The following is a 24,608-nucleotide window of genomic DNA, read 5'->3' as shown; positions in this document are numbered from 1 at the left end:
TTTAATATTTACCAAATAATTCTTCTAACTTTTGCGTACGATATTTAAATATCTCTTCTAATTTTGGTCTTACTAAAATAGGATTAACCATTTGACCTAAAATACCCATAGGTACTTTATAATCTATAATATCTTCCATTTCAACACCGCCATCAATTTCTTTAATAAAATGTTTGTGATGCCATAATGCATATGGACCAAAACGTTGTTCGTCTACAAAATATTCGCCATCTACAACATGAGTTATTTCTGTAACCCACTTTGTTTTAATACCTAAAACAGGTGTTACTATGTATTGAATTATTTGTCCAGCATACATTGGTCTATCTGCTCCAGAAAGGATATCGAATCCCATATAATCTGGAGTAATCGTTTTTAAATTTTTCGGGCTGGATAAAAACTCCCAAGCTTGCGCTTTGGTGATTGGCAAGTTTTGCTTTCTATGAAAGGTGTATATTTTCATTTTAAATTTGTTTTTAGTTCCGCGAAAGCGAAAAAATAATCCTAATTATATAATACTATGTAAGCGTTTAATGAGGTTGCAATTAATAGCCACGCCATGTAAGGTAGTAGGAGGTAACTTTTGTTTTGTACAGTTTTAAAGTTGTTAAAGAAAAAGGTGAAAATAACGACTGTTAAAGCAGATATTACTACTAATCCTAAAGCGATGAGATGCTGATTGAAAAACACAAAATTCCATATTACATTTAAAAATACTTGTAAGGAGAAAGCTAGTTTTAATTTAACACTATCTGCTTTAATAAATAAGTAACCTAAATAGATAGAAAAGCAGACCATTATAAAAGTCCAAGCGATTCCAAAAGCCCAACCTGGTGGAGTCCAAGGTGCTTGGTTTAATGATTGGTACCAAACAGTTCTTGGTCCATTTTCCATTAACCAACTGCCTAAGGCAAGACTGCCAAAGTTTATAATTAAAAAGAAAATAATGTGTTTAAGGAGCTTCATAATTATTTTTTCAAAGCCATTATTTTATCTTGTATAGCTTCAGCTTCAGATAATTTAGCATCACTTGCGCTACGGTTAGACTTAGATAGGTCGTAAGACTCTTTTAATAATTTTTCATATTGTTTTTGAAGTTTTTCTGCTTCAGTTGTTTTTTTGAATAGTCCGAACATAATTATTTTAAGTGTTTCGTTATTTTAATACTATTTGGCTTTGTCGCTGAGAAGTAATAATCGATTAATTTACCTTCTGAATTTACTAAATATTTTTGAAAATTCCATTTTACAGAAGAGTTGGAGACTCCATTTTTACTTTTTTGAGTTAACCATTTGTATAAAGGATGTGCATTACTACCTTTAACTTCTATTTTTTCAGAAATTAAAAAAGTCACACCATAGTTTACTTCGCAAAAGGTTTCTATTTCTTTTGTATCACCCGGCTCTTGTTTACCAAATTGATTACAAGGCACACCAATAATTACCAATTTGCTTTTATAGGTTTCATGTAATTCTTGCAACTCTTTATATTGAGGAGTGAAACCACATTTAGAGGCTACATTAACAAAAAGAATATGTTTGCCTTTAAAACTTGAAAGTGTAATAGGTTTACCATTTAGACCATTAATTTCTATATTATAAATGGATTGGAGACTATTGATATTATGAGTTTCTTTTGAGAATAATGTACGTGCAAATATTTTAAAGGGATTCATAGTTATATTTTAAAGCTTACAATACCACAATCCATTTGAAAAACTTGACCAGATATTGATGCTGCTTTTTCAGAGGTTAAAAACGCCGCCATATTTGCAACTTCTTCAGGATTTAAAAACTTTTTCAAAGGATGACGTTCTGTAATATTCTCAATCATTTTTTCATTTCTTAATAATTTTGCAGCCAAATCTGTATTAGTTACAGTAGGCGCAATAGCATTAACTCTAATGGTTGGTGCTAATTCGGCTCCTAATGATTTGGTTAAACCCTCGACAGCAGATTTTGCAGCTGCAACACTTGCATGATATGGCATTCCTAATTTAGCAGCAACTGTACTAAAGAGTAGGATGGAAGGTGCATTGCCGTGCTTTAATAAAGGTAAATATTTTTGAATTACTTTAACGGCACCAATGACGTTTATTTCGAAATCTTCTCTAAAGTTTTCTAATTTTAATCTCGAAATTGGTTTTAAATTAATACTTCCTGGACAGTATATTAAAGTATCTATTGCTTCTAGTTCTGGCAGGTCATCACTTAATACATTACAGCTGTAATGTGTTAAGTTTTCATGTTTTATTTCTGGTTCAGTTCTACTAATATTAATTACCTTATTGTTTCCAACGAGAGTATTAACTATTGCATTTCCAATACCTTTACTTCCACCTATTATTACTATGTTTTTCATTTTGAATACTTTTTTAATTGAATAGATACCATTTTAGTAAATACAATCTATTCTAACATTGTGTGCGACAAATAAGCCGCTTAAGTTATTTTTAATCTTTAAGGTAATTTTGTAACTCTGTTATTTTAGCTTGCGTTTTAAATGCACCACCATAATAAGAGGTTATTGTTGATGATGTCTCATCTTTAATTCCTCTGGAGGATACACATAAATGTTTGGCATCTATAATTACAGCTACATCCTCTGTATTTAAAATCGTTTTTAATTCGATTGCAATTTGATTTGTTAAACGTTCTTGTACTTGTGGTCTATTTGCAAAATACTGCACAATTCTATTCAACTTAGAAAGGCCAATAACTTTACCTGAAGAAATATAAGAAACATGTGCTTTTCCAATTATGGGTACAAAGTGATGTTCGCAATTAGAGTAAAACGTGATGTTTTTTTCTACAAGCATCTGGTTGTATTGATATTTATTATCAAATAAAGTAATTGCAGGCTTATTTGCTGGATTAAGACCAGAAAAAATTTCGTCTACATACATTTTAGCTACACGTTTAGGACTTCCTTTTAAAGAATCATCTGTTAAATCCATGCCTAACACAACCATTATCTGACTAAATAATCCAGCTATTTTCTCTTTTTTTTCAGTATCAGAAATAGCAAAAGCATCAGCTCTCATTGGTGTATTTAAACCTAAAAACCAATGGTCATCACCAATATCTATATAAGATTCTCCGTTTAAAGCCTTAGTTTTTTCTTCTTTAAGTAAATTTAAATCAGTCTTGTCCATAGCAGTATTTACCTTTTACTTATTTTATTGTGTGTTATTTGTTTTTGTCTTGAACATTTAAAACGTCCCTCTTCAAAATTTCTATGTTTAGAATGTTTTGTTTTTCTACCCTGAACTCTAGCACGCCACATTCTAAAACTACTAGATTTCATTTCTTTTCGCATGAGCGCAATTACTTCTTGCTCTTTAATACCAAATTGAAAGGTTATAGCATCAAAAGGCGTTCTGTCTTCCCAAGCCATCTCGATTATGCGATCAATGTCTTCGATAGTAAAGTTTTCGGGACTATTAGGTTTGGAAATTATAGTGTTCATCAAATTTTATTTTTTCGTTTAAAATTTTATCAAAAAACAGTTTATTCTCTTTTAACATCTTATTATTTTTAAAGTGAATAAACCTGCCTTGAGCGTGAATGCTAGAGCCATCTGATTTGTAAAGGACCAATTGATAGTAAGGTATTACCCAAGTAAAATTTTGATGTCCTTTTGTAATATGGACTAAAACACCTTTAGGTCTCAGCTCTATATTGCTATAGTTTATATCTGATACTTTATTTAAAAACAGTCTTAAATTAGGACTAACATTATCTACTACCATACGTTTAGAACCAATGCCTTTTAATTTTAAACTTTGTATAAAACTAAATGCAGTTCCAACCATTTTATTAATGATTTTCTTGTTGTCTTTATTTGAATGTGTTGTATTTAATACCATAAACAAGATGTTGTTATGTTTTATAACAATCAAATTTACAAAATGTTTAAGATTTAAACTAAAAAGTTAAACAAAATTAACAAAAGATTAAATTGTTAATTTAATTACTGTTTATCATTTGCTGACGATTAGCGACTGTATGGCGTTTTAAAATACGTTTAGCTTCCTTTTTAACTAGCGGATTATCCTTTAAATTCCAAAGTATGTTACTCGCATTTTTTCTAGATGTTTTTTCGTCTACTATAGGAAAAGGGTAGTCTTTACCAAGTTCAAAACCTGTTAGCTGTTGATCAAAATAAGACAAAGTGTGTGGCTCATGAATATAAGGTGCCTCTAGCATTGCTAATTCTGGAACCCATTTTTTTATAAATTCTCCTTTAGGATCATGCTCTATACTATTTTTTATAGGGTTGTAAATACGCAACATATTTATACCCGTTTCTCCTGCTTGCATTTGTATTTGTGGATAGTGTATTCCTGGTTCAAAATCTAAGAACATTGCTGCTAAATGCTCGCTCATAGCTTGCCATGGTTGCCATAAGTTATGAGTAAAAAAAGAAACTACCATAGCACGCATTCTAAAGTTTAAATAACCAGTTTCGTTTAAACAACGCATACATGCATCTACTAACGGATAACCTGTTTGTCCTGTTTTCCATGCTTTTTGGAATTCTAAATTTTCTGGTTTAATTAGGTTATGATAACCTTTATTTACACTTTTAAACTCCATTAAGTGTTCCATTTCAAATTTTTGAATAAAGTGTCCTTGCCAGCGTAGTCTAGACATAAAAGCATTAATATGGCGTTTATGCTTCCCGTTCTCTCTAACTTCTGCAGCTATATTTATGACTTGTTTAATAGATAGGTTTCCCCAAGCAATGTAAGGGGATAAGCGACTACAACCAGTTCTAGCATGAAGCGGTTTACTAATATGAAACATATAATTAGGATAGCGTTCTAAGAAAAAGGATTTCATGTATTTTATTCCTGTTCCTGTACCTCCTTTTTGAAAATTTCTGTTTTCTGAAGTTTTTAAATTTGTAACATTAAAATCTTTTGAAAGTATATTTATTTCTGATATTTTAAGTAATTGTTCTTCCTTTGGTTGAAAGACATGATAGGGCACATTCATGAAATCGTTCCAATCTTCAAACCAAGTATTTCTATTGGTTATACCTCTAATAATGGCATTGTTTGCATTTTCTATCCAAGTGATGTGTTCTTTTTTACAAAAGGAAATAAATTGTATGTCACGTTTAAAAGTAGATAACAGTCCAGTTTCTTGATGAGAATAGACATGTGTAATATTATAAAGTTTTTTTATTTTATGGATTGCAGATTCAATAGAATCATTAACAACTAAAACCTGAGAATTGAATTTGTTTAAAGATAGATTTAAATCTTCTAAAGACTGTTTTACAAAATCCCAATGACGTTTACTATAATGTTTGTCTTCAATTAAAAAATCTTCAAAAACATAAAGTAATAGCACGCGTTTACCAGAATTTATAGCGCGTTCAATAGCTTCGTTATCTTTTAAACGAAGGTCTCTTTTAAACCATACAATTTGTAGTTCTTGTTTTTTAGACATTAATAATTATCAGGGTTTTCAATAATATCTTTAGCTTTTAATTTAATGCTATGTAAATCTTCGGGTTTCATTTTATTTAATAAGCTATACATCATTTTCATTCTAAAAATACTGCTTAGTTTTTCGCGTTTATCATCTAAAAAATTCCAATATAAACTATTAAAAGGGCAGGCTTTATCTCCAATTTTCTCTTTTTTATTATAATAACAATCATCGCAATAATTGCTCATTTTATTAATATAACTTCCGCTGGATACATAAGGTTTTGTTGCTATTTTTCCACCATCTGCAAACTGGCTCATTCCTCTGGTATTAGGCAACTGAACCCATTCTACAGCATCGACATAAATACCTAAATACCATGCATCGACTTCATCAGGATTAATTTGTGTTAATAATGCATAATTACCAGTAATCATTAAGCGTTGAATATGATGTGCATAACCATTATCTAGAGAATTTGTTATGGCACTTTTAAGGCAATTCATTTTTGTGTTTCCTGTCCAGAAAAAGTTTGGCAGTGAGTTTTTGTTTTCTAAATAATTAAGCGACTTATATTCTGGCATTAAAGCCCAATACATGCCTCGCATATATTCTCGCCATCCTATTATTTGCCTTATAAAACCTTCTACTTGAGAGATGTTTATAGCCTCTCCATGAGCTCTCCAATAATTTAAAACAGTAGTTACAATCGCTTTTGGTGAAATTATTTTGCAATTCATTGCAAAAGATAGACGCGAATGAAATAAATAAACCTGTTCAGTATGCATAGCATCCTGGTAATCTCCAAAATGAATTAATAAATGCTCACAAAAATATTTTAGTTGCTCTAACGTTTGTTTTCTATTAATTGGATACTCGAAATATTTTGAATTGAAAGAACCAATAGTTTCAATTTTTTTAGATTTTATAACCGATAAAATATCTGAAACTTCATTTTTAAAAGCCTTAAATTCTGGAATAGGTTCTTTCTCTTTCCATTTATTCCTATTGCTTTTATCGTAGTTCCATTTTCCACCTTCTGGTTGTCCAGCAATCATTAAAACATCATGCTTTTTACGCATGTTTCTATAAAAACTTTCCATTAACCATTGTTTTTTATCTTTAAAAAAAGTGGTTAAATCTTGTCTGCTAGTGTAAAAATGTTCTGTAGAATATACTTTATGTTTTATAGCAAGTGCTTTGCAAAAAGTAGAGAGTTGCTCGTCTAATCGGTATTCGTCTGGCTCTTGATATTCGAAGTTTGTAATTTTGTGTTCTTCAATAATTTGTTGAAGATTATCAATAAGGTTTTGACTGTTATTTTCGTTATCTAACTTATAATAAATAACGTTACAATTTTCTGCTTCTAAAGTTTTTGAAAACGCGCGCATGGCAGCAAAAAAGCCTATCACTTTTTGAATATGGTGTTTTACGTAATCTGTTTCTTGGCGCATTTCGAATATACAGTATATATACTCGCTTTGGTCTCCTTTAAACCAAGTGTGTTTACTGTTAAGTTGATCGCCTAATATGAGTCTTAATGTTTTCAAATTGTAGTTTTTGTGAATAGATTTTTTGAAATTAAATCTATTGTAGAATCGTAGTGTTTATTAAAATGTAAGATTATTTTATTTTGCATTTCACTTGTTTCTTTTGCATTTTTCGCTACAATATTTTACGTTGTCCCATTCATTAGTCCACTTTTTGCGCCATAAAAACGGCAAGTGACAAGTAATACATATTTTGGAGGGTAGATTTTGTTTTTTAATACCTTTAGGCATTTGCGAGCTTATTTATCATACCATTAAATATGAAACCATGAAATGGCAATACACTATACCAATATAATCTTCCAGCAAGACCTTTAGGTCTAAACACTGCGCGTTGGTATACTTTTCCTTTGGCGACTCTAAACTCTAGCCATGCTTCTCCAGGAAGTTTCATTTCGGCAAAAAGTAGTAAACGTTTATTTTCTTCATCTATTAAAAGTACGCGCCAAAAGTCTAAAGCGTCACCAGTTTTAAGCGTGTCTTTATTGGTACGCCCTCTACGCAGACCAATCCCACCAACTAGTTTATCGACAAAACCGCGAATTTTCCATAAAGCGGTTCCGTAGTACCAACCATTATCACCGCCTATTGCACATATTTTTGCAAAGGTGCGTTCTTCATCTAAAACCTTACGTTCTTTTACATCTTTAAAACAGCCATATTTTGGCACATTAATGTACTTAGCAGATACTCGTTTTCTACTTCGACTACTTGCAAAAGAATCTTTCCAACTAGAAACAATGCTATTTTGCTTAATTTTCACAAAAGCAAATTTTAATGCTTCTTCATAAGTCATCGGATGAACATCTAATAAAGTATTGATATCACTAGCTTTACCAATAATTTCAACGCCCATACTATTTACCAAAGTTCTTGCTAATTTGTAAGATGTTGAAGTAACAAAGTATAGCCAATAACTAGACAGTTGTGGTGTCATTATAGGAAATGTAATGATAGTTCTTTTTAGGTTTCTTGATTTAGCAAATCTTAATAACAGCTCTTTATAGGTTAAAACCTCTGGACCAAAAATATCATAAGAGTTATTATATAACCTTTGGTCACCCAAACTAAGCGTTAAAAAAGCAAGAACATCTCTAATAGCGATAGGCTGCGTTTTTGTGTTTAACCATTTCGGAGCCACCATTACCGGTAGTTTTTCTACTAAATCTCTAATAATTTCGAAAGAACTACTTCCAGATCCTACAATAATTCCAGCTTTAAAAACAGTTAAAGCATATTTTGATGAAGCTAATGTGTTTTCTACATTTTTGCGTGAAAGTAAATGTTTAGATAGTTTCGTATCGTTAGTAATACCACTTAGATAGATAACTTGCTTGCAGTTTGTTTTTTCTATTGCGCTCTTGAAATTTACCGCACAATCCTTCTCCATTTGTTGGAAATGAGAAACAGAATTAGACATAGAGTGAATTAAATAATAAGCAGCATCTATATCTTTAGGGATGTTTGTTAAAGTCTCTGGATTTAAAAAATCAACTTCAATAACTTGAATTTTCTGCTCTTCGCTGTAACGTTTTTCTGTTCTCAGTTTACCTCTTACTGCACAAATTACAGTATGACCTTGCTCTATAAGTAACGGAATAATACGTTTACCTATATAACCTGTGGCACCTGTAACAAGTATTTTCATGTTTTTAATTTATTAAATATTTTATTTATTGAATACAGTTAAGTTTCTCTATTTCGGTCTTTGGTAAGCTAATCTTTGTTTTAATTTAGGAAACGTATAACCATCTAAACCATTAATAGCAGCAACTTTTGCTTGAGAGAGGTTTACAAAACCATCTTCGGTTACTATGTCGTCATTAATATAAAGACCTTGAATTTCGCCTAAAACTAAAATAGTGCCGTTTTCTTTAATGTTATATTCTCCAATAAATTTCATTTCTAATTGAATAGGAGAGTCCTTTACAAAAGGAGCAAAGCCGTTTTCTTTATATTCTGAAATTAATGTTGTTTTATCAAACTCTGAAATACTTGAATCGTATTTAGCTGAAGTATGGTGTGCATCTTCAAAATTCGATTCATGTATATGATTTATAGTATAAACGCCAGTTTCCTTTATGTTTTCGTAGGTATCTCTAGAGACAGTTGTTGGCCTACAAAAAAAACTTAAAATAGGAGGATTAGATCCAACATGAGTTACGGAACTAAAAATGGCAACGTTTTCAATACCGTCTTTAGATTTTGTGCCTATTAAGTTAGCAGACTTAAATCCTGAACAACCATTAATAAGGTTTATTTTATAGAGATGTTCTAAATTATTAATATCGTTTAAACTGAAATATGGCATCTACAACGTTTTATAATTATTGATTTTTATATCCTGTGCTTTTAAATCGAACATTAAATTATATAAGCCAAAAAATGTACGGTTTATATAAATGAAGTGCTTTGAACCTCTATTACCATTCATTTTTCTTAATTCTGCGCTTTTACTGTATTTCTGACCTAATTCTGTTATTTTTCCAAAGAATTCAGGATCAGAAAAATCGAAGGTTTCACTCTGTAATGGTTGTGTGAAGAGACTTAACATTTCATGAAAAAGGCTTCTGAAAAATTCTAATTCCTCAGGAGAATCGTCTTCACGTAAAATCTCTAATTGATACATTTTGGTATCGAAAATCTCGGCATTATCAATGCTTTCTTTCTTTGCTAATTCAAAATAAGGTACATAGAAATCTTCAGGAATGGTTTTCATACACCCAAAGTCTAAAGCTATTAGTTCTGCTTCTTTCGAAATTAAGAAATTACCCGGATGCGGATCAGCATGCACTTTTTTTAATTCATGCATTTGAAACATATAAAAATCCCAAAGTGCTTGGCCTATTTTATTTGCCTTCTCTTGGTTTGTATTATAGGCCGTAAATTCGCTCAGGTGCTCACCATCCATCCAATCCATAGTAATTATCCGTTCTGAAGACAAGTCTTCATAATACTCCGGAAACTTTAGATTAGGAATGTGTTTACAAGCAGCAACAATTTCCTTACTTTGTGCTATTTCAAGGATGTAATTGGTTTCTTCAACCAACTTATTTTCGACTTCCTTAAAATATTTGTCGCTATCTTTTCCTTTAATATTAAACATTTGTATGGCGATAGGTTTCACCATTGCCAAATCACTAGAAATACTATCTGCGACACCTGGATATTGAATTTTCACAGCAAGTTTCTTCCCATCTTTTTCTGCTAAATGCACTTGACCAATACTGGCAGCATTAACAGACGTTGAATTAAAGGTGTCGTAGATTTCGTTAGGCAATTTGCCAAAGTATTTCTTAAATGTTTTAATTACTAAAGGTGCAGAAAGTGGCGGTACAGAAAATTGCGCAAGAGAAAATTTCTCCACATAAGCTTGTGGTAAAATACTCTTTTCCATACTTAACATTTGTGCTACTTTTAAGGCGCTGCCTTTAAGTTTTTTTAATCCGTCGTAAATATCTTCAGCATTATTCTCGTTTAAACGAGACTTGGCTTCTTCTTCAGTTTTTGTTAATTTATCTCCATAATATTTAAGATAATTAACACCAACTTTAGCACCTGTTTGTACAAGTTTTGAAGCACGCTGAATTTTAGATGTCGGCATTTTGTCTATTGTTTTCAATAGTTTGTGTTTATTAAATTAGTTCATGTTTATTTTCTCTTTGAAAATAAATTTCCCAAAGTCTATTAAGCTTTTTAAAGGAGCAATATTCAGTACATCGAAACTGGTGTTAACAGATTTCTCTATAAAAACATCTGTTTTTTCAAAACTTGGAGAGGTATCGTCCATCCAAAATTTCATGGTCAATAATAATTGTAACCAGGCAGATTCTGTAAGTCCGCGATTTTGAATTTTATCTAAACGCTCTTCTTTAACATCTATTAATTCTATTCCTAAGTCTAAAATGTAATGTGTAAAACTAGATTTTAATTCAGCTAAAGCTTTAAAAGATTTTAAGCTGTTTTTGTGCTTGTGTAGTGCATATACAACATAGCTTCTGTTAGCCGTTAAGTTTTCGAAAAATGTAAAGTAGTAGCTTAATAGCTTGTTTCTAGGTTCGAAACCTTCATAATCTTCACTTTTATGTAAAGCTGATATTGTATTATCATGAAAAGCTTTAAAAACATGTTGTTCTACAGCTTCAAAAGAACCAAAGAATTCGTAAAATTTTGATTCTTCAAAGTTATTGTGCTTTGCAAAACTGTAAACTGACTTTGGTTGTTGGTCATGTTCTAAAACATAATCCATGTAAAATGAAATGATATGATCTTGAGTAATATTTTTCTTTTTTGCCATCATATTTATTATTTGATAATATAAAGATACAAAATGTTTAACACTTTACGACAATTGTTAAACAAAAATTAACGAGAGATTGTGAAATGCCATAATAAAGGTGTTAGAAAATTAGGTTTCACTCCAATTTAATTATATTTACTTTAAGGTTTTCTTAACAAATTAAGCAACTCTTAATTCGTAATTTTACTTTTTAAAATAACTCTAATCAAAAAAATATTATGAAAAAATTACTAATGATTGCATTGGTTTTTACAGCATCTTTTACTGTAAATGCTCAAATTGAAACACCACAGCCAAGTCCAGCTGCAAAAGTAGAGCAGAAGGTAGGTTTAACAGATTTAACTTTAGAATATTCTAGACCAGGAATGAGAGGTCGTACTATATTTGGAGACTTAGTACCTTACGGTAAATTATGGAGAACAGGTGCTAATAAAAATTCTATAATTACTTTTAGTGATGCTGTTACTATTGGAGGAAAAGAAGTAAAAGCAGGATCTTACGCTATTTTTACAACTCCAAATGAAAAATCTTGGGATGTTGTTTTTTATACAAATACAGAAAATTGGGGAACACCAGCAAAATGGGATGAGAGCTTAGTTGCTGCAAAAGTAACTGTAGATGTAATGAAAATGCCTATGAAAATGGAAACATTTACAATGCTTTTTGATGACTTAACAAACGACTCGGCAATGTTAGGTATCCTTTGGGAAAGTTCTTATGTTGGTGTTAAAATTGAAGTTCCAACGGCTAAGAAAATGGATGCTAGCATCTCTAAAGTAATGAATGGACCTGGAGTATCAGATTATTATGGTGCTGCACGTTATAACTTAGAGTCTGGTGGAGACATTAAGCAAGCTGTTACTTGGATTGATAAAGCAATTGATATGTCTAAGGACGATCCTAAATTTTGGATGTTACGTCAGCAGTCTTTAATCCATGCAAAAGCGGGAAACACTAAGACAGCTATAAAAGCAGCAAAAGCATCTTTAGCAGCTGCTGAAAAAGCTGGAAATGCTGATTATATAAAAATGAATAAAGATTCTATTAAAGCATGGGAGAAAATGTAGTCTAAACGACTTAAATCTCTTTATTATTAGAATTTAATAATTAAAAAAGCGCAATCTTATGGATTGCGCTTTTTGTATTTTATTCGTTTCCTTCAAGTATAAATAATTCTTCTACAGGAATTTTAAAAAGTTTTGAGAGTTTTAATGCTAGTACCGTAGATGGTACGTATTTGTTTTTTTCCATTGCATTAATAGTCTGTCTACTTACACCAATCTCATCGGCTAAAGCAGCTTGTGTTAAATCATGAATAGCACGTTGTACTTTTATATTATTCTTCATCGCTATTCGATTTAAGTTTTATAAAGTTAGAACGGAAAATAAAAAACAACAATGGTGTAAACATATTAAAAATTAGTATGTTAAAAAAGGTCATATCATAAACAAAAATAATTGTAAATATAAGTACAATATAATTTACGATAATTGCCCAAACAAGTGATTCTTTGCGTAACGAATAACTAAACTCATCTTCAATTTTTTCTTTAGAAAAGCCAACTATTAGTCCACCTATAATTATAATTAATGCTATGATTTCATCTAAAATACTATTTTTAATAATCTTGAAAAATGTTACTTCATCTGTTAAAAAATTACTATTGTAAATTGATAATACTGGTATCTTTAAACTGTTATTGTCTAATAAATTAGTGAATAGAGTAACACCTGCTATTAAACCTAGAGTTAATAATAGCCATCCAGTTTTTTTGAATTTGTGTGGTAATAAATAATTTGATTTCATAATTGATTGTTTTTTGATTGATAAATAATTGATTTTTCAAATGTAAAACAAACTTTACATAAAGACAAATAAAATTGACTGATAATAATTGTTGGTAATTATTTTAGATACTAAAAAAAATCGTCTAAAAATTTAATTTTAAACGATTTTTATAATCTTGAAATAGATATTATAAAGTATAACAATTTTATTAATGCACCATATTAAAGTAATCGGAAATACCACTTAGAATACTTTGTACTGCATAAGAAGCAAGTATTAAACCCATAATTTTACTAATTACAGTAATCCCATAATCTCCAATACTCTTTTGTAATTTATTTGCTGCTAAAAGAATTAAACATGTAAGAGCAATTACAACTAAAACTAGCACTGTAGTGATGGTTTGTTGTTGCAAATTGTATATATGGTTATCTGTTAATAAAACAACTGCCATAATTGCACCCGGAGATGCAATAGATGGTATAGCAATAGGAAATATGGTGACGTGTTTGTAATCGGTAATTATATTTTTTTCTTGTTGTGGTTTGCCATCTCCAAAAATCATGGTTAATGCAAATAGAAAAAGTATGACACCTCCAGAAACTTGAAAAGCGTCTAAAGAAACCTTCATACCTTCTAATATTAGTTGCCCAATAACAATGAAAAATAATAGAATTAGAAAAGCAATTACAGAGGCACGGACTGCAATTTTCTTTTTGTGTACATTATCGAATTCTTTTGTAGCTTCTAAATAAACTGGTATGGATCCAATAGGATCGATAACTGCAAAAATAAAAAAAATAGAAGTTAAAGTTTCAACCATAAAAATTTAAAATATTTATTAATTAGTTTTTCCAATATAAGAATTTCTAGATTGTAATAAGCATGCAATTCCAATAACTATAACACATCCTATAAAGTTAAGCCATAAAAATGGAAGGTTTATTATTTCGTAATTATCTAAAAGGAAAAGTGTAATTACTAAAAACTGAGTAATAAAAGCAGCAACAAAAACAGCATTTGCTTTTACATGCTTAAAAAAGAATGCCAATAAAAAGATACCTAATACATTGCCATAAAATATAGAACCAATAATATTTACGAGCTGTATTAAATTCTCTGCTAAATTAGCAACGCAGGCGACGCCAATGGCTAGTATTCCCCAAAGCAAAGTAAAATATCTAGATGCTTTTACCATTTCTTCATCGGTTTTTTCTCCAACTCTGTGTTTGTATAAATCGATAGTAGTAGTACTTGCCAAAGCATTTAATTCGCTGGCAGTACTAGACATTGCTGCAGACAGAATTACGGCCAATAATAAACCTATTAAACCTCTTGGTAAATTGTTTAGTATAAAATGAATAAAAACGTAATCTTTATCATTGCTTTCAACCTTAACATTGTTAGCATCACCTGCTTTTTCAATTAAAGCTTTTGCTTTATCTCTTAAGGCATCGTTTGCAGTATTAAATGAAGCTATGCTTGCCGTATTTGTACTGTTTTCATTTAAAACAAAATTATTAATGGCTGCTTTTTTATTTTCAAACAATGTCTTTTGTTCTTGTTGAATAGCCTTGTATTCATCGGCATATTCAGAATTTAAAACCACTTCGGTAGCTGTAGGATTAAAGTTTACAGGCGCTTGATTAAATTGATAAAATACGAATACCATAACACCAACAAACAGAATAAAAAACTGCATTGGTATTTTTAAAAGACCATTAAACATTAAGCCTAATTGCATTTCTCTAATAGACTTTCCTGATAAATAACGCTGTACTTGACTTTGGTCTGTTCCAAAATATGAAAGCATTAAAAAGGTTCCACCAATAATACCGGTCCAAAATGTATAACGGTTATTTAAATCGAAAGAGAAATCTAAGACTTCCATTTTACCACTTGCACCAGCAATTTCTATGGCTTTAGAAAACGAAATATCTTGTGGTAATTGATTTATTATTAGTACAAAAGCGATAATCATTCCTGTAAAAATCACCACCATTTGATGCTTTTGCGTGACGTTTACTGCTTTGGTTCCTCCAGAAACCGTGTAAATAATTACTAAAACACCAATAATAACATTAAGCAATAATAGGTTCCACCCTAAAACAGCAGATAAAATAATAGCAGGAGCGAAGATGGTAATACCAGCAGCTAAACCACGTTGTATAAGAAATAGAACAGCGGTAAGTGTTCTTGTTTTTCTATCGAATCTATTTTCTAAAAACTCGTAAGCCGTATATACTTTTAGTCTGTGGTATAATGGTATAAATACCATACAAATAACAATCATGGCAATTGGCAATCCAAAATAGAATTGCACAAAGCCCATACCATCGTTAAAAGCTTGACCAGGAGTCGATAGAAATGTAATTGCACTTGCTTGAGTTGCCATTACCGATAAACCAATAGTCCACCATTTAGACTGATTTCCACCTTTTAAATAATCTTCTACGTTTTTACTTCCTCTGGTTTGAATAGTACCATAAATTACTATGGTTAGTAATGTTCCTATTAAAACAACCCAATCTAATGTTTGCATAACTTAAAACGCTTTAGTGATTAGGTAGAAGCCTATAATGTAAACAGCGTTTGCTACAAGAATTAATGTGTAGAGGTTATTCCACTTGTATTTTGGTTGGTTATTTTCCATAATTAGTTCTTAATTTTAGATTCATTAGAGATATCTTCTTTTCCAATACTCAACATATTAGCAAATAATCTATAAGCACCAGAAACGCCTGCAGGAAACTCTCTAAAGAAACTTAAACCTGTGTAGATATAATGTCCTTTTCCATGTTTTGCTATAAGTAAACTTCCTGTTTTTGCAGTTTCTCCTTTATCATGCATAGATAAGATAGGAGTGAACTCTTTAGACCATTCGTTAGGGAAATATAATCCACGTTCCTGTGTCCAACCTTTAAAATCTTCTTGAGTAATTTTATTTGGGCTGTTTAATACTTCGTGATTAGGGTTTACAAAAGTAACATCTGCAAACTCGTCTGTTACTCTGTCTCTAGAAAGTGTTAAACTATAAGGCGCAATATTATCTACTTTAATTCTATGGCTTGTGTTGTATTGCACAATCATATTACCACCATTTTTAACGAAATCGAATAATACTTCTTGTTTATAATTTAATGCTTCAACAGTGTTGTAAGCTCTAATACCAACTACAACAGCATCAAACTTATTTAAGTTTTCTGGAGTAATGTCTTCTGGAGAAATAGTTACTACATTATATCCAATTTGCTTTAAACTTTCTGGTACAACATCGCCAGCACCTTCAATGTATGCAATATTTTCACCTCGTTTTTTAATGTTTAAACGTACAATTTTACTTTCGCTTGGTAATAACACCGTTTGAAACGGAATATGGTCGTAATCAATTTCTATTAATTCTTTAGTGTATACTTTATTACCAATTGTAACTTGAGGCGATATAGTACCTTCACTTTGGTTTTTAGGCGGAATAACAGTAAAAATAACTGTTTGTTCTTGACCTTTGTGTTCTATATTTATTTTTTGTTGCTTCGGAAAAACACTCCATCCTTTTGGGTAATTTAACTCAATAGATCCTTCTAAATTATCGCGTCCTGCTTTAACTACAACAGGAATATCTTTCTGCGAATCGTTTTCGAAAATGATTACTTTTTCTAAAATTTTTGCTGAAGCTTCAGGAATAATCTCGAAAGGTTTGTAAACTTCACCTTTTACCGGATCGTTGGTTTTATAAATAATTGCTTTTGTAAATGAAATAGGAGTACCTTCAATTTTTAAGTTGAATTTTACAGTTGCAGTTCTTAATGTTTCAGGTAAACCAATCCAATCTTTATTTTTTACCTTATACATTCCTAAAGTACCTTTTTCTTCTAACCAGTATGGAACCGAATAATTGTCTTCGTTAGAAATGTGAAATTCTAAAGCTTCTTTGTTAGAAATATTATTATCTAAATTGATATTTTTAGTAATTGTTTTTCCATCATCAGATTTAAAAAGTGATAATAACTCGATATTAGAAGTACTTCTATTTATTGCTTCAATATTTAATTGAATTTTATTATTTAAAGTACTTGTGCTTTCCTTAGCTACAGCCTCTAAATACAATCCGCTACAAGCCGAAATAATAGCTTTTATTTCTTCTGTTTTAATTGTTTTCCAATGGCTGTCTTCTAAATTTTGAATTAAAGTATAAGCGCTCATTAATTCTTTTAAAGATGCTGAAGGATTATTAAAGTTATAATCGCTCTGTACTTTTTCTAAAATCTCACCAATAGCTTTTCCGCCTTTAACACGATTCCAAGAGGTATCAATCCCATCAAAAACATTTGTTTTGTCGTTTGGTATTTCACCTTTAATTAATTCTATATATTCTGTTTGTTCTCCGCGAGTTCCTGTATTACCAAAGCCTTGAGATTTATGCTGACTACGACTTAAAGACGCTATTTCAGTATTACTTAATCCTGAACTTGGATAGTATTCACCAACATCAAAATTTAATAAATTCGATTTATCTGCTGCGTCAAATTTTTCCTGACTTCCATAAAACCAATAAGAGGTATTAAAAAACTCACGTTTCGGCTGCCAAGTACCATATTGTTTTACTTGGCTTGAATATGCCGTTGCATCACCAGCTAAATCGAAAGCTTCTACGCTTAACATTGCAGAACTAGTATGGTGACCATGTGTTGTACCTGGGCTTCTATGATCGAAACGGTTAATAATTACATCTGGCTTAAATTGACGAATGGCTAAAACGACATCACTTAATACTTCTTCTTTATTCCAAATAGCCAAAGTTTCGTCTGGATGTTTAGAGTAACCAAAATCGTTAGCTCTAGTAAAACGCTGTGTTCCTCCATCTGTTCTTCTAGCTGCAAGTAATTCCTGAGTTCTAATAACGCCTAAAAGTTCTCTAATTTCTGGTCCAATAAGGTTTTGACCACCATCACCACGTGTTAACGATAAATAAGCAGTTCTTGCTTTTACATGGTTTGCCATGTAAGAAATAAGTCTTGTGTTTTCGTCGTCTGGATGTGCAGCAACATATAAAACCGAACCTAAGAAATTTAGTTTTTCTATAGATTGGTATATTTCAGATGCATTAGGTTTTTTGGGTTGTTGTGCGAAACTATTTATTGAGAAAAGGCAAATAAATAGGAGTGAAGCAATAGTTTTTAACATTGTTTTTTCTTTGAATTGAACTCGAATAATGAAGAGTACTCAAATATAAACAATCACTGTTTTTAATCTTAAATTTTTGGTTTTCTTTAACTAAATGAAAAGGCCTAGATTATCTTTTTTATAACACGTAATTTGTGTGTATGCGTTTTTGTATCCACATTATAAATACCAGAATGATCTAATCTATCTATGCGTACTTTTCCATGAGCGTGAATAATGTAGTTGTCTTTCATTATAACACCTACGTGAACGATATTACCTTCAGCATTATCAAAAAAGGCTAAATCTCCAGGTTCACTTTCTTCAATAAAACTTAAGGCTTCACCTTGAGTAGCTTGTTGAGAGGCATCACGAAGTAATTTATAACCATTCATTTTATAAACCATTTGTGTAAAACCAGAACAATCTATACCAAAAGGTGTTTTTCCTCCCCAAAGATATGGAGCGTTTAAATAGTTAAAAGCAGTAGTAATAAGTTGATTTTTTTCTTTCTTTCCTTGGGAGTATTCACCATCAAAAGAGTGCTCTAAAAGTATTAAACCATTAAGTTGAGAACCTAAAGGAATAGAATAGAGTTGTTGATTTTTGTCTTCAATAAATTCTATTAAATCTGAAGATAGTTTAGGTGATTCTTCACGTAATATATCGTAATATTCTTTGTCTATTTCAAAATATTGTTTGGTATCAATCCACCCTTCATATTTATCGAAAGCCAATCTTATTTTACACCAAGATTTACGCATTTCGATAATTTTAAATATATCTCCATATAAAACTTGCGATACCAATTCACTGGTATCGCTAGCTTCAAGTCTTAAAGGGACAATGCTTAAATTACAAATGCCGTATTGCATTTATTAAATTGAATTTATGTTATTATTTAAATAAGTAAGCAAGTTGAATACTGCTTAAAAATTTTAAGCGCGTTCTAATATTAATGCCGAAGCACCACCACCACCATTACAAATAGCAGCTGCACCAATTTTAGCATCGTTTTGCTCTAAAACGTTTAATAATGTAATTAATATTCTAACTCCAGAACAACCTAATGGGTGACCTAAAGAAACGGCACCACCATTAACGTTTACATTACTATCGTTTAATCCTAATATTTTCATGTTAGCTAAACCAACAACAGAAAAAGCTTCGTTAAACTCAAAGAAATCTACATCTTTAATATCTAATCCTGCTTTATTTAATGCTTTTGGCAAAGCTATAGATGGAGCAGTAGTAAACCATTCTGGTTCATGTGCAGCATCTGCATAACCTTTAATTGTAGCTAAAACTTTTAAACCTAATTCGTCCGCTTTCTCTCTACTCATTAATACCATTGCACCAGCGCCATCGTTAATGGTAGAGGCATTTGCAGCGGTAACAGTACCTTCTTTTGTAAAAGCAGCACGTAAAGTAGGAATTTTATCCATTCTTACATTCTTGTATTCTTCATCTTCTGTAACAATAACGTCATCACCACGTCTTTGTGGTACAGCTACAGGAACTATTTCATTGTTAAATTTTCCAGCTTCCCATGCAGCAGCAGATCTTTTGTAAGATTGCATAGCATAAGCATCTTGATCTTCACGAGAAAACTCATATTTTGTAGCACAAGCATCGGCACTAACTCCCATTGCTTGTTGGTCGTAGACATCTACTAAACCGTCTTTTTGCATACCGTCTACCATTGCAGCAGGACCAAATTTAGTCGCGCTTCTTGCGTGAAAGTAATGCGGAATTAAACTCATGTTTTCCATACCTCCAGCAACAATAATCTCTGCATCTCCTAAAGCAATAGATTGTGCAGCTTGCATAACTGTTTTCATTCCAGATGCGCAAACCTTGTTTATTGTAGTACAAGGTACAGTGTTTGGAATACCAGCAAATATTGCAGCTTGTCTAGCAGGAGCTTGACCTGTACCAGCTTGAACAACATTACCCATTAAAACCTCTTGAACTAATTCTGGATTTAAATTGATTTTATCTAATGCACCTTTTATAGCGATAGCTCCTAGCTTTGGAGCTGGAATTGTTGATAATGCGCCTAAAAAACTACCAATTGGCGTTCTTGCAGCCGATACAATAACTACTTCTTTATTCATTTTTATGAGTCTTTAATTTTTGTCCTGCGAAAATAATGAATTTTTGCTAAAAATTAGAGTGATATAATGATTATCACCAATTATTGAAATCATAATTTATTACATTTGAATTTAAAGAATAAATCTAATTTTGATAATGAAGGACTTAGTCAATAAATTTTATAAAAATCATGCTTTAATTTACAAGGTACTTCTGTTTATTGTTACTACATTTTTAATTGTTTATTTATTTCCGAAAAGTGGAAAATTTAAATATGATTTCGAGAAAGGAAAACCTTGGCAATCTGAAACACTTTATGCGCCTTTTGATTTTGCTATTCAGAAAACAAATGAAGAATTAGAACAAGAAAAAGTAGAAATTGAGAAAAGTGCTATAAAATATTTTAATTTAGATGAAACGGTTAAAGCAAATGTTTTAAGTGAGTATAACTTAAATTTTAATGCTTCTTTTCCAGATTCAATTTATAACTCTAAGGCTAAAATTAAACAATTTGGAAAAGACCTTATAGAAACACTTTATGAATACGGAGTTACAAATGAAGATGAACTTATAGCCAATAAGTCTGCGGTTACAATTTTAAAAGATAGAGTAGAAGTAACCAAAACCGATTTTTCCAATATTTATAAGCAAACTCAGGTTAGACCAAAAATTGACGAAGAATTAAAAAAGAATAATTTAGAAGCGTTCGCTAAACCTTTATCTATTTTGTTTTTTAATATTATTGAGCCTAATTTAGAGTATAACAAAAATCTATCTGATAAAGCCTTAGAGGAGCGCTTGAGCTCAATATCCTATAATAGAGGAAGTATAGAAAAAGAACAACTAATTATTTCTAAAGGAGAGGTAATAGAAGGTAATAAGTTTTTAATTCTTAAATCTTTAGAATCGGAATATAAGTCTCAAGTTTGGAACCAATCAAATTATAATCTAATTATTTTTGCATACACGTTATTGGTTGCACTTGCTTTATTAATGTTATTACTTTTTTTAAGAAAATATAGACTCGATGTCTTTAATAATAATACTAAAGTTACCTTTATTTTCTTCAATGTATTTTTAATGATTTTGTTAACAACCTTGGTTGTAAATTACGATTCTAAATACATTTACATTGTACCAATAGCAATACTTCCGTTAGTTCTTAAAGCCTTTTTCGATGCTCGATTAGGTTTGTTTACTCATGTAATTACGGTTTTGCTTCTAGGTTTTATTGTACCCAATAGTTACGAATACATGTTCTTGCAAATCATTGCCGGAATTGTTACTATTCTAACGGTTTCAGAATTATATAAGCGTGCTAATTTATTTATATCTGTTGGACAAATTACAATCATTTACATTATAGCCTACTTTGCTTTCTTTCTAATTCACGAAGGAAGTATAGATACTCTAAAATGGGATACTTTTGGTTTATTTGTATTATGTGGTCTGGCAACTCTATTCGTGCAACCACTTATTTATATATATGAAAAACTCTTTGGTTTAGTTTCAGACGTATCACTTTTAGAGCTGTCCGACACCAATTCTAAGCTTTTAAAACGATTATCTAATGAAGCACCCGGAACTTTCCATCACTCGCTTAACGTCGCTAATTTAGCAGAGGCTGCTGCCAATGAAATAGGAGCAAACGCCATGTTAATTAGAGTAGGAGCATTATATCATGATATTGGTAAAATGCAAAACCCTACTTATTTTACAGAGAATCAATCTTCAGGTCTTAATCCGCATGACGAATTATCACCAAAGGAAAGTGCAACTGTAATTGTAGATCATGTTATTAATGGTATAGAAATAGCGAAGAAAAACAATTTACCAGATCGTGTTATCGATTTTATAAGAACACATCATGGAGATAGTAGTGTTTATTATTTCTACATGAAAGAAAAAGCAATAAACGAAGATGTGGATGTTTTAGAATTCTCTTATCCTGGTCCGAAACCATTTAGTAAAGAAACGGCTATTTTAATGATGTGTGATAGTGTAGAAGCTGCGTCAAAAAGTTTAAAAGAACCAACCTCTATAAAAATTGATAATTTTGTTGAAAATATACTAAATAAGCAAATGGATGATGGGCAATTTTTAAATGCAAACATAACTTTTAAAGAAATTCAATCTATTAAAAAAGTGCTAAAACGCAAGCTTGCAAATATTTACCATTTAAGAATTGAATATCCCGAATAATTTTTAAAAAAAAGTGATAAAAATAGTTGCGTTATACTTTTATTGCTCTTACATTTGCAGCCGCAATTAATTGCAACGTTCATACAAATAATTACAATAATTGGAGAGGTGCCTGAGTGGCCGAAAGGAACGGTTTGCTAAATCGTCGTACCAGCAATGGTACCCAGGGTTCGAATCCCTGTCTCTCCGCAATTAAATTAACTGATAATCATTTTCGGGGTGTAGCGTAGCCCGGTTATCGCGCCACGTTTGGGACGTGGAGGCCGCAGGTTCGAATCCTGCCACCCCGACTATTTTTAATGCTACGGGCTCGTAGCTCAGCTGGATAGAGCACCTCCCTTCTAAGGAGGCGGTCACAGGTTCGAATCCTGTCGGGCTCACAGAATCCCTTTCATTTATTTGGAAGGGATTTCTTGTTTTATAACTTTTCTTATACTAAATTACTATCTATGGCAAAATCTGGAAGTGCTAAAAACACTAAAAATAAAGCGAAGCATACTAAGCTAATGGATAAGAAGAAGAATAAACTTAAGCTAGAGAAAGACACGCGTAAAGAAAAGCTTAGAGCTATAATAGCAAAGGCTAAGGGTGCTGCTGAGTAATCTATAAAGCACATTAAAATACTTAATTGTTTTGTGAAAAATCATTTCAATTAATACAATCTAAAATTCACTTAAAACTTCAAATCTATTGAGGTTTTTTTGTTTTAGACAAGTCCATATTGATTGTTTTTTAATTAATTCACCTCTTCAATAGATAACACAAATAAAGAATTAGTTAAAAATAGAAGTTAGATATATGTTTAAGTTTAGTGAAGAAATAGAGTTTTCATTATTAAGATAAACCATTAACGATGAGCGTAAAATTGCAGGTAATTTAATCTGGAATTAATAATAAGAATTAAATAGTAGGAAAGGGTAGTTTGATAGTTGCTTATTTTACGTTATTAAATATTGAAAACCATTATTGTTAGCAATAGTAAGTAGAGGTTTAATTAAATTTTCAAACTTTTTCTTTTCTATATTTTGTGAAGGAAATAAAGGAAGATAATCTTCTAAAAATTTATTTTTAGGTGAGTTTTCTTTAATAATATCAAAACCAACTTTTTGAATTTCATAGAAAGAATCAAAATAATCCTCAAATTTTGGGAGTTTATCACTCTTTTTAGAATTAAAACTACTCTCAGCAGGAATCAAATTCCACATTAAGTCATGAGCAACAAATTGATATGGTATAAAATGTTCAACAACATATTCACCAATTTTTAAATTTTCATTTGTGTAAATGCATTTAACACTACCTAGTTGCTTTATTATTATATCCCAAAATTTAGTCTTATGCTTGTTCAAACTACCTCTAATAATTGGTCTACTAATTTTATTAGGTATATGTACATTAGGATTTCTAGATTGCAAAAACAACGTAAGATTCCAATAGCAGAATGTTTTTAAAATTCCGGAGTTTATATTAAAATAATTTAACCAAGATTCAGATATTTCAATTCTGTCATCATAAAGAGAATAAGGGGTTGCGTTATAGTCATCAGTTGATAGCTTATACATTTCAGATTTGCTTTTAGAACCTAACCATGGGCTTAAAAACTTATGAGGAACATTTAAATTAAAATGATTTAATAAACCGAGTGTATCTTTATTTGTTGAATTTAAAAGGGTTTTAAATATTAAGTCATGTTTAGAATCAACTTGTAAATTTTCTATTTCTTTTATCCCTTCAACGGCCTTTTGTATTAAATCCTGTTTTCCAAATGATATACGATAGTAATTAACGGTATACCAAGAGATTTTAATCATTCTAGAAAAAATTTCTTTTTTTGTAATAACACTATTACCTTCTTCTACAGATTCTAAAATTGCCCAAAACCAATAAAATTTATAAGTAGCACTAGTGTTTTTAAAAACTGAGCTTAATTTAGATACTGATATATTATTACTTGAAGGTGGAATCAAATTATATTAAGTTTTAATCATTTTTTTAATATAAAATCAATACGAAAATAATGTTAAAACGCATTACAGTAAAATAAAGGTTTTTTTCTTAAAGCAATA

Annotated in this window: 26 protein-coding genes and 3 tRNA genes; 6 read left to right on the top strand and 23 right to left on the bottom strand. The window is 30.8% G+C overall.

The window, feature by feature from the left end; all coding sequences use genetic code 11:
- Window position 1 precedes the first annotated feature (1 nt).
- From ASC44_RS02865 to ASC44_RS02800, 15 genes are all read right to left on the bottom strand, one after another.
- Window positions 2-463 carry an SRPBCC family protein gene (locus ASC44_RS02865; protein WP_055446122.1) on the bottom strand — a complete coding sequence of 154 codons (462 nt, stop codon included), beginning with the start codon at window positions 461-463 and terminating at the stop codon, window positions 2-4.
- 41 nt (window positions 464-504) lie between these two features.
- On the bottom strand, window positions 505-966 hold the full coding sequence (locus tag ASC44_RS02860) for a TspO/MBR family protein (RefSeq protein ID WP_055446121.1): 462 nt from the start codon (window positions 964-966) through the stop codon (window positions 505-507).
- Between the two features lie 2 nt (window positions 967-968).
- On the bottom strand, window positions 969-1,136 hold the full coding sequence (locus ASC44_RS17840; RefSeq protein ID WP_055446120.1) for a Lacal_2735 family protein: 168 nt from the start codon (window positions 1,134-1,136) through the stop codon (window positions 969-971).
- Window positions 1,137-1,138: 2 nt separating this feature from the next.
- Entirely contained in the window at window positions 1,139-1,675 is a 537-nt protein-coding gene (locus ASC44_RS02850) for a glutathione peroxidase (RefSeq protein ID WP_055446119.1), read from the bottom strand.
- Between the two features lie 2 nt (window positions 1,676-1,677).
- On the bottom strand, window positions 1,678-2,361 hold the full coding sequence (locus ASC44_RS02845) for an SDR family NAD(P)-dependent oxidoreductase (RefSeq protein WP_055446118.1): 684 nt from the start codon (window positions 2,359-2,361) through the stop codon (window positions 1,678-1,680).
- Window positions 2,362-2,452: 91 nt separating this feature from the next.
- Window positions 2,453-3,154, bottom strand: coding sequence for a GTP cyclohydrolase I FolE (gene folE, locus ASC44_RS02840; protein ID WP_055446117.1), 702 nt, complete (start codon window positions 3,152-3,154; stop codon window positions 2,453-2,455).
- A gap of 8 nt (window positions 3,155-3,162) precedes the next feature.
- Window positions 3,163-3,468 (bottom strand): TIGR03643 family protein, encoded by a 306-nt coding sequence (locus ASC44_RS02835; protein ID WP_055446116.1) that lies wholly within the window; start codon window positions 3,466-3,468, stop codon window positions 3,163-3,165.
- Window positions 3,443-3,868 (bottom strand): hypothetical protein, encoded by a 426-nt coding sequence (locus tag ASC44_RS02830; RefSeq protein ID WP_055446115.1) that lies wholly within the window; start codon window positions 3,866-3,868, stop codon window positions 3,443-3,445. Before ASC44_RS02830 ends, ASC44_RS02835 begins: the two co-directional genes overlap by 26 nt.
- A gap of 100 nt (window positions 3,869-3,968) precedes the next feature.
- Window positions 3,969-5,459, bottom strand: a complete 1,491-nt coding sequence (locus ASC44_RS02825; protein ID WP_055446114.1) for a cryptochrome/deoxyribodipyrimidine photo-lyase family protein — start codon at window positions 5,457-5,459, stop codon at window positions 3,969-3,971.
- Window positions 5,459-6,991 carry a cryptochrome/photolyase family protein gene (locus ASC44_RS02820; protein ID WP_055446113.1) on the bottom strand — a complete coding sequence of 511 codons (1,533 nt, stop codon included), beginning with the start codon at window positions 6,989-6,991 and terminating at the stop codon, window positions 5,459-5,461. The genes ASC44_RS02825 and ASC44_RS02820 overlap by 1 nt, the downstream gene beginning before the upstream one ends.
- A gap of 90 nt (window positions 6,992-7,081) precedes the next feature.
- Window positions 7,082-7,210 carry a DUF2256 domain-containing protein gene (locus tag ASC44_RS17680; protein ID WP_206542777.1) on the bottom strand — a complete coding sequence of 43 codons (129 nt, stop codon included), beginning with the start codon at window positions 7,208-7,210 and terminating at the stop codon, window positions 7,082-7,084.
- Window positions 7,211-7,214: 4 nt separating this feature from the next.
- Window positions 7,215-8,639 carry an SDR family oxidoreductase gene (locus ASC44_RS02815; protein WP_055446112.1) on the bottom strand — a complete coding sequence of 475 codons (1,425 nt, stop codon included), beginning with the start codon at window positions 8,637-8,639 and terminating at the stop codon, window positions 7,215-7,217.
- A 48-nt stretch (window positions 8,640-8,687) separates the two neighbouring features.
- A complete protein-coding gene (locus tag ASC44_RS02810; protein ID WP_055446111.1) occupies window positions 8,688-9,302 on the bottom strand; it encodes a flavin reductase family protein in 615 nt (204 codons plus the stop codon).
- A complete protein-coding gene (locus tag ASC44_RS02805) occupies window positions 9,303-10,613 on the bottom strand; it encodes an ABC1 kinase family protein (RefSeq protein WP_055446110.1) in 1,311 nt (436 codons plus the stop codon).
- Between the two features lie 18 nt (window positions 10,614-10,631).
- On the bottom strand, window positions 10,632-11,288 hold the full coding sequence (locus ASC44_RS02800; RefSeq protein WP_055446175.1) for a TetR family transcriptional regulator C-terminal domain-containing protein: 657 nt from the start codon (window positions 11,286-11,288) through the stop codon (window positions 10,632-10,634).
- A 221-nt stretch (window positions 11,289-11,509) separates the two neighbouring features.
- Here ASC44_RS02800 and ASC44_RS02795 point away from each other — a divergent pair, with 221 nt between their 5' ends.
- Complete coding sequence (locus ASC44_RS02795; RefSeq protein ID WP_055446109.1) at window positions 11,510-12,358, top strand: DUF2911 domain-containing protein; 849 nt, start codon at window positions 11,510-11,512, stop codon at window positions 12,356-12,358.
- A gap of 79 nt (window positions 12,359-12,437) precedes the next feature.
- On the opposite strand, the gene ASC44_RS02790 is transcribed toward ASC44_RS02795, so the two are convergent.
- The 7 genes from ASC44_RS02790 to ASC44_RS02760 all read right to left on the bottom strand — a co-directional run bounded on the left by ASC44_RS02790 (window position 12,438) and on the right by ASC44_RS02760 (window position 20,360).
- Window positions 12,438-12,638 carry a helix-turn-helix transcriptional regulator gene (locus tag ASC44_RS02790; protein ID WP_055437052.1) on the bottom strand — a complete coding sequence of 67 codons (201 nt, stop codon included), beginning with the start codon at window positions 12,636-12,638 and terminating at the stop codon, window positions 12,438-12,440.
- Complete coding sequence (locus ASC44_RS02785) at window positions 12,628-13,098, bottom strand: hypothetical protein (RefSeq protein WP_055446108.1); 471 nt, start codon at window positions 13,096-13,098, stop codon at window positions 12,628-12,630. The genes ASC44_RS02790 and ASC44_RS02785 overlap by 11 nt, the downstream gene beginning before the upstream one ends.
- A gap of 190 nt (window positions 13,099-13,288) precedes the next feature.
- The gene (locus tag ASC44_RS02780; RefSeq protein WP_055446107.1) at window positions 13,289-13,903 is read right to left on the bottom strand and encodes a MarC family protein; all 615 of its coding nucleotides are present in this window, start codon (window positions 13,901-13,903) and stop codon (window positions 13,289-13,291) included.
- A gap of 18 nt (window positions 13,904-13,921) precedes the next feature.
- Window positions 13,922-15,622, bottom strand: a complete 1,701-nt coding sequence (locus ASC44_RS02775) for a sodium:solute symporter family protein (protein WP_055446106.1) — start codon at window positions 15,620-15,622, stop codon at window positions 13,922-13,924.
- Window positions 15,623-15,735: 113 nt separating this feature from the next.
- Window positions 15,736-18,264, bottom strand: coding sequence for a PIG-L family deacetylase (locus tag ASC44_RS02770; RefSeq protein ID WP_055446105.1), 2,529 nt, complete (start codon window positions 18,262-18,264; stop codon window positions 15,736-15,738).
- 104 nt (window positions 18,265-18,368) lie between these two features.
- Window positions 18,369-19,118, bottom strand: coding sequence for a C40 family peptidase (locus ASC44_RS02765; protein WP_055446104.1), 750 nt, complete (start codon window positions 19,116-19,118; stop codon window positions 18,369-18,371).
- A gap of 63 nt (window positions 19,119-19,181) precedes the next feature.
- A complete protein-coding gene (locus ASC44_RS02760; RefSeq protein ID WP_055446103.1) occupies window positions 19,182-20,360 on the bottom strand; it encodes an acetyl-CoA C-acyltransferase in 1,179 nt (392 codons plus the stop codon).
- Window positions 20,361-20,496: 136 nt separating this feature from the next.
- On the opposite strand from ASC44_RS02760, the gene ASC44_RS02755 reads away from it, so the two are divergent.
- From ASC44_RS02755 to ASC44_RS18165, 5 genes are all read left to right on the top strand, one after another.
- Window positions 20,497-22,542, top strand: coding sequence for an HD family phosphohydrolase (locus tag ASC44_RS02755; protein WP_055446102.1), 2,046 nt, complete (start codon window positions 20,497-20,499; stop codon window positions 22,540-22,542).
- A 102-nt stretch (window positions 22,543-22,644) separates the two neighbouring features.
- A tRNA-Ser gene (locus tag ASC44_RS02750) sits at window positions 22,645-22,731 on the top strand.
- A 26-nt stretch (window positions 22,732-22,757) separates the two neighbouring features.
- Window positions 22,758-22,832, top strand: a tRNA-Pro gene (locus tag ASC44_RS02745).
- A 16-nt stretch (window positions 22,833-22,848) separates the two neighbouring features.
- Window positions 22,849-22,922: transfer RNA gene (locus ASC44_RS02740), tRNA-Arg, on the top strand.
- A 69-nt stretch (window positions 22,923-22,991) separates the two neighbouring features.
- Complete coding sequence (locus ASC44_RS18165; RefSeq protein WP_169787488.1) at window positions 22,992-23,144, top strand: hypothetical protein; 153 nt, start codon at window positions 22,992-22,994, stop codon at window positions 23,142-23,144.
- A 336-nt stretch (window positions 23,145-23,480) separates the two neighbouring features.
- Here the strand turns inward: ASC44_RS18165 and ASC44_RS02735 are convergent, their stop codons facing one another.
- Complete coding sequence (locus ASC44_RS02735; RefSeq protein WP_055446101.1) at window positions 23,481-24,509, bottom strand: HNH endonuclease domain-containing protein; 1,029 nt, start codon at window positions 24,507-24,509, stop codon at window positions 23,481-23,483.
- Window positions 24,510-24,608 lie beyond the last annotated feature (99 nt).

Source organism: Lacinutrix mariniflava (assembly GCF_001418015.1).
GTDB classification, from domain to species: Bacteria; Bacteroidota; Bacteroidia; order Flavobacteriales; family Flavobacteriaceae; genus Lacinutrix; species Lacinutrix mariniflava.
Note: the sequence above shows the minus strand (reverse complement) of the source record. Positions and strands in the feature narration are given on the sequence as shown.

Bases quoted from the DNA above. Each gene is read 5' to 3' on its own strand.
- ASC44_RS02845 (WP_055446118.1), bottom strand. From the start codon at position 2,361: ATGAAAAACATAGTAATAATAGGTGGAAGTAAAGGTATTGGAAATGCA.
- ASC44_RS02865 (WP_055446122.1), bottom strand. From the start codon at position 463: ATGAAAATATACACCTTTCATAGAAAGCAAAACTTGCCAATCACCAAA.
- ASC44_RS02755 (WP_055446102.1), top strand. From the start codon at position 20,497: ATGAAGGACTTAGTCAATAAATTTTATAAAAATCATGCTTTAATTTAC.
- ASC44_RS02835 (WP_055446116.1), bottom strand. From the start codon at position 3,468: ATGAACACTATAATTTCCAAACCTAATAGTCCCGAAAACTTTACTATC.
- ASC44_RS02785 (WP_055446108.1), bottom strand. From the start codon at position 13,098: ATGAAATCAAATTATTTATTACCACACAAATTCAAAAAAACTGGATGG.
- ASC44_RS02860 (WP_055446121.1), bottom strand. From the start codon at position 966: ATGAAGCTCCTTAAACACATTATTTTCTTTTTAATTATAAACTTTGGC.
- ASC44_RS02770 (WP_055446105.1), bottom strand. From the start codon at position 18,264: ATGTTAAAAACTATTGCTTCACTCCTATTTATTTGCCTTTTCTCAATA.
- ASC44_RS02760 (WP_055446103.1), bottom strand. From the start codon at position 20,360: ATGAATAAAGAAGTAGTTATTGTATCGGCTGCAAGAACGCCAATTGGT.
- folE (WP_055446117.1), bottom strand. From the start codon at position 3,154: ATGGACAAGACTGATTTAAATTTACTTAAAGAAGAAAAAACTAAGGCT.
- ASC44_RS02810 (WP_055446111.1), bottom strand. From the start codon at position 9,302: ATGCCATATTTCAGTTTAAACGATATTAATAATTTAGAACATCTCTAT.
- ASC44_RS02780 (WP_055446107.1), bottom strand. From the start codon at position 13,903: ATGGTTGAAACTTTAACTTCTATTTTTTTTATTTTTGCAGTTATCGAT.
- ASC44_RS02765 (WP_055446104.1), bottom strand. From the start codon at position 19,118: ATGCAATACGGCATTTGTAATTTAAGCATTGTCCCTTTAAGACTTGAA.
- ASC44_RS02775 (WP_055446106.1), bottom strand. From the start codon at position 15,622: ATGCAAACATTAGATTGGGTTGTTTTAATAGGAACATTACTAACCATA.
- ASC44_RS02825 (WP_055446114.1), bottom strand. From the start codon at position 5,459: ATGTCTAAAAAACAAGAACTACAAATTGTATGGTTTAAAAGAGACCTT.
- ASC44_RS02815 (WP_055446112.1), bottom strand. From the start codon at position 8,639: ATGAAAATACTTGTTACAGGTGCCACAGGTTATATAGGTAAACGTATT.
- ASC44_RS17840 (WP_055446120.1), bottom strand. From the start codon at position 1,136: ATGTTCGGACTATTCAAAAAAACAACTGAAGCAGAAAAACTTCAAAAA.
- ASC44_RS18165 (WP_169787488.1), top strand. From the start codon at position 22,992: ATGGCAAAATCTGGAAGTGCTAAAAACACTAAAAATAAAGCGAAGCAT.
- ASC44_RS02800 (WP_055446175.1), bottom strand. From the start codon at position 11,288: ATGGCAAAAAAGAAAAATATTACTCAAGATCATATCATTTCATTTTAC.
- ASC44_RS02790 (WP_055437052.1), bottom strand. From the start codon at position 12,638: ATGAAGAATAATATAAAAGTACAACGTGCTATTCATGATTTAACACAA.
- ASC44_RS02830 (WP_055446115.1), bottom strand. From the start codon at position 3,868: ATGGTATTAAATACAACACATTCAAATAAAGACAACAAGAAAATCATT.
- ASC44_RS02850 (WP_055446119.1), bottom strand. From the start codon at position 1,675: ATGAATCCCTTTAAAATATTTGCACGTACATTATTCTCAAAAGAAACT.
- ASC44_RS02795 (WP_055446109.1), top strand. From the start codon at position 11,510: ATGAAAAAATTACTAATGATTGCATTGGTTTTTACAGCATCTTTTACT.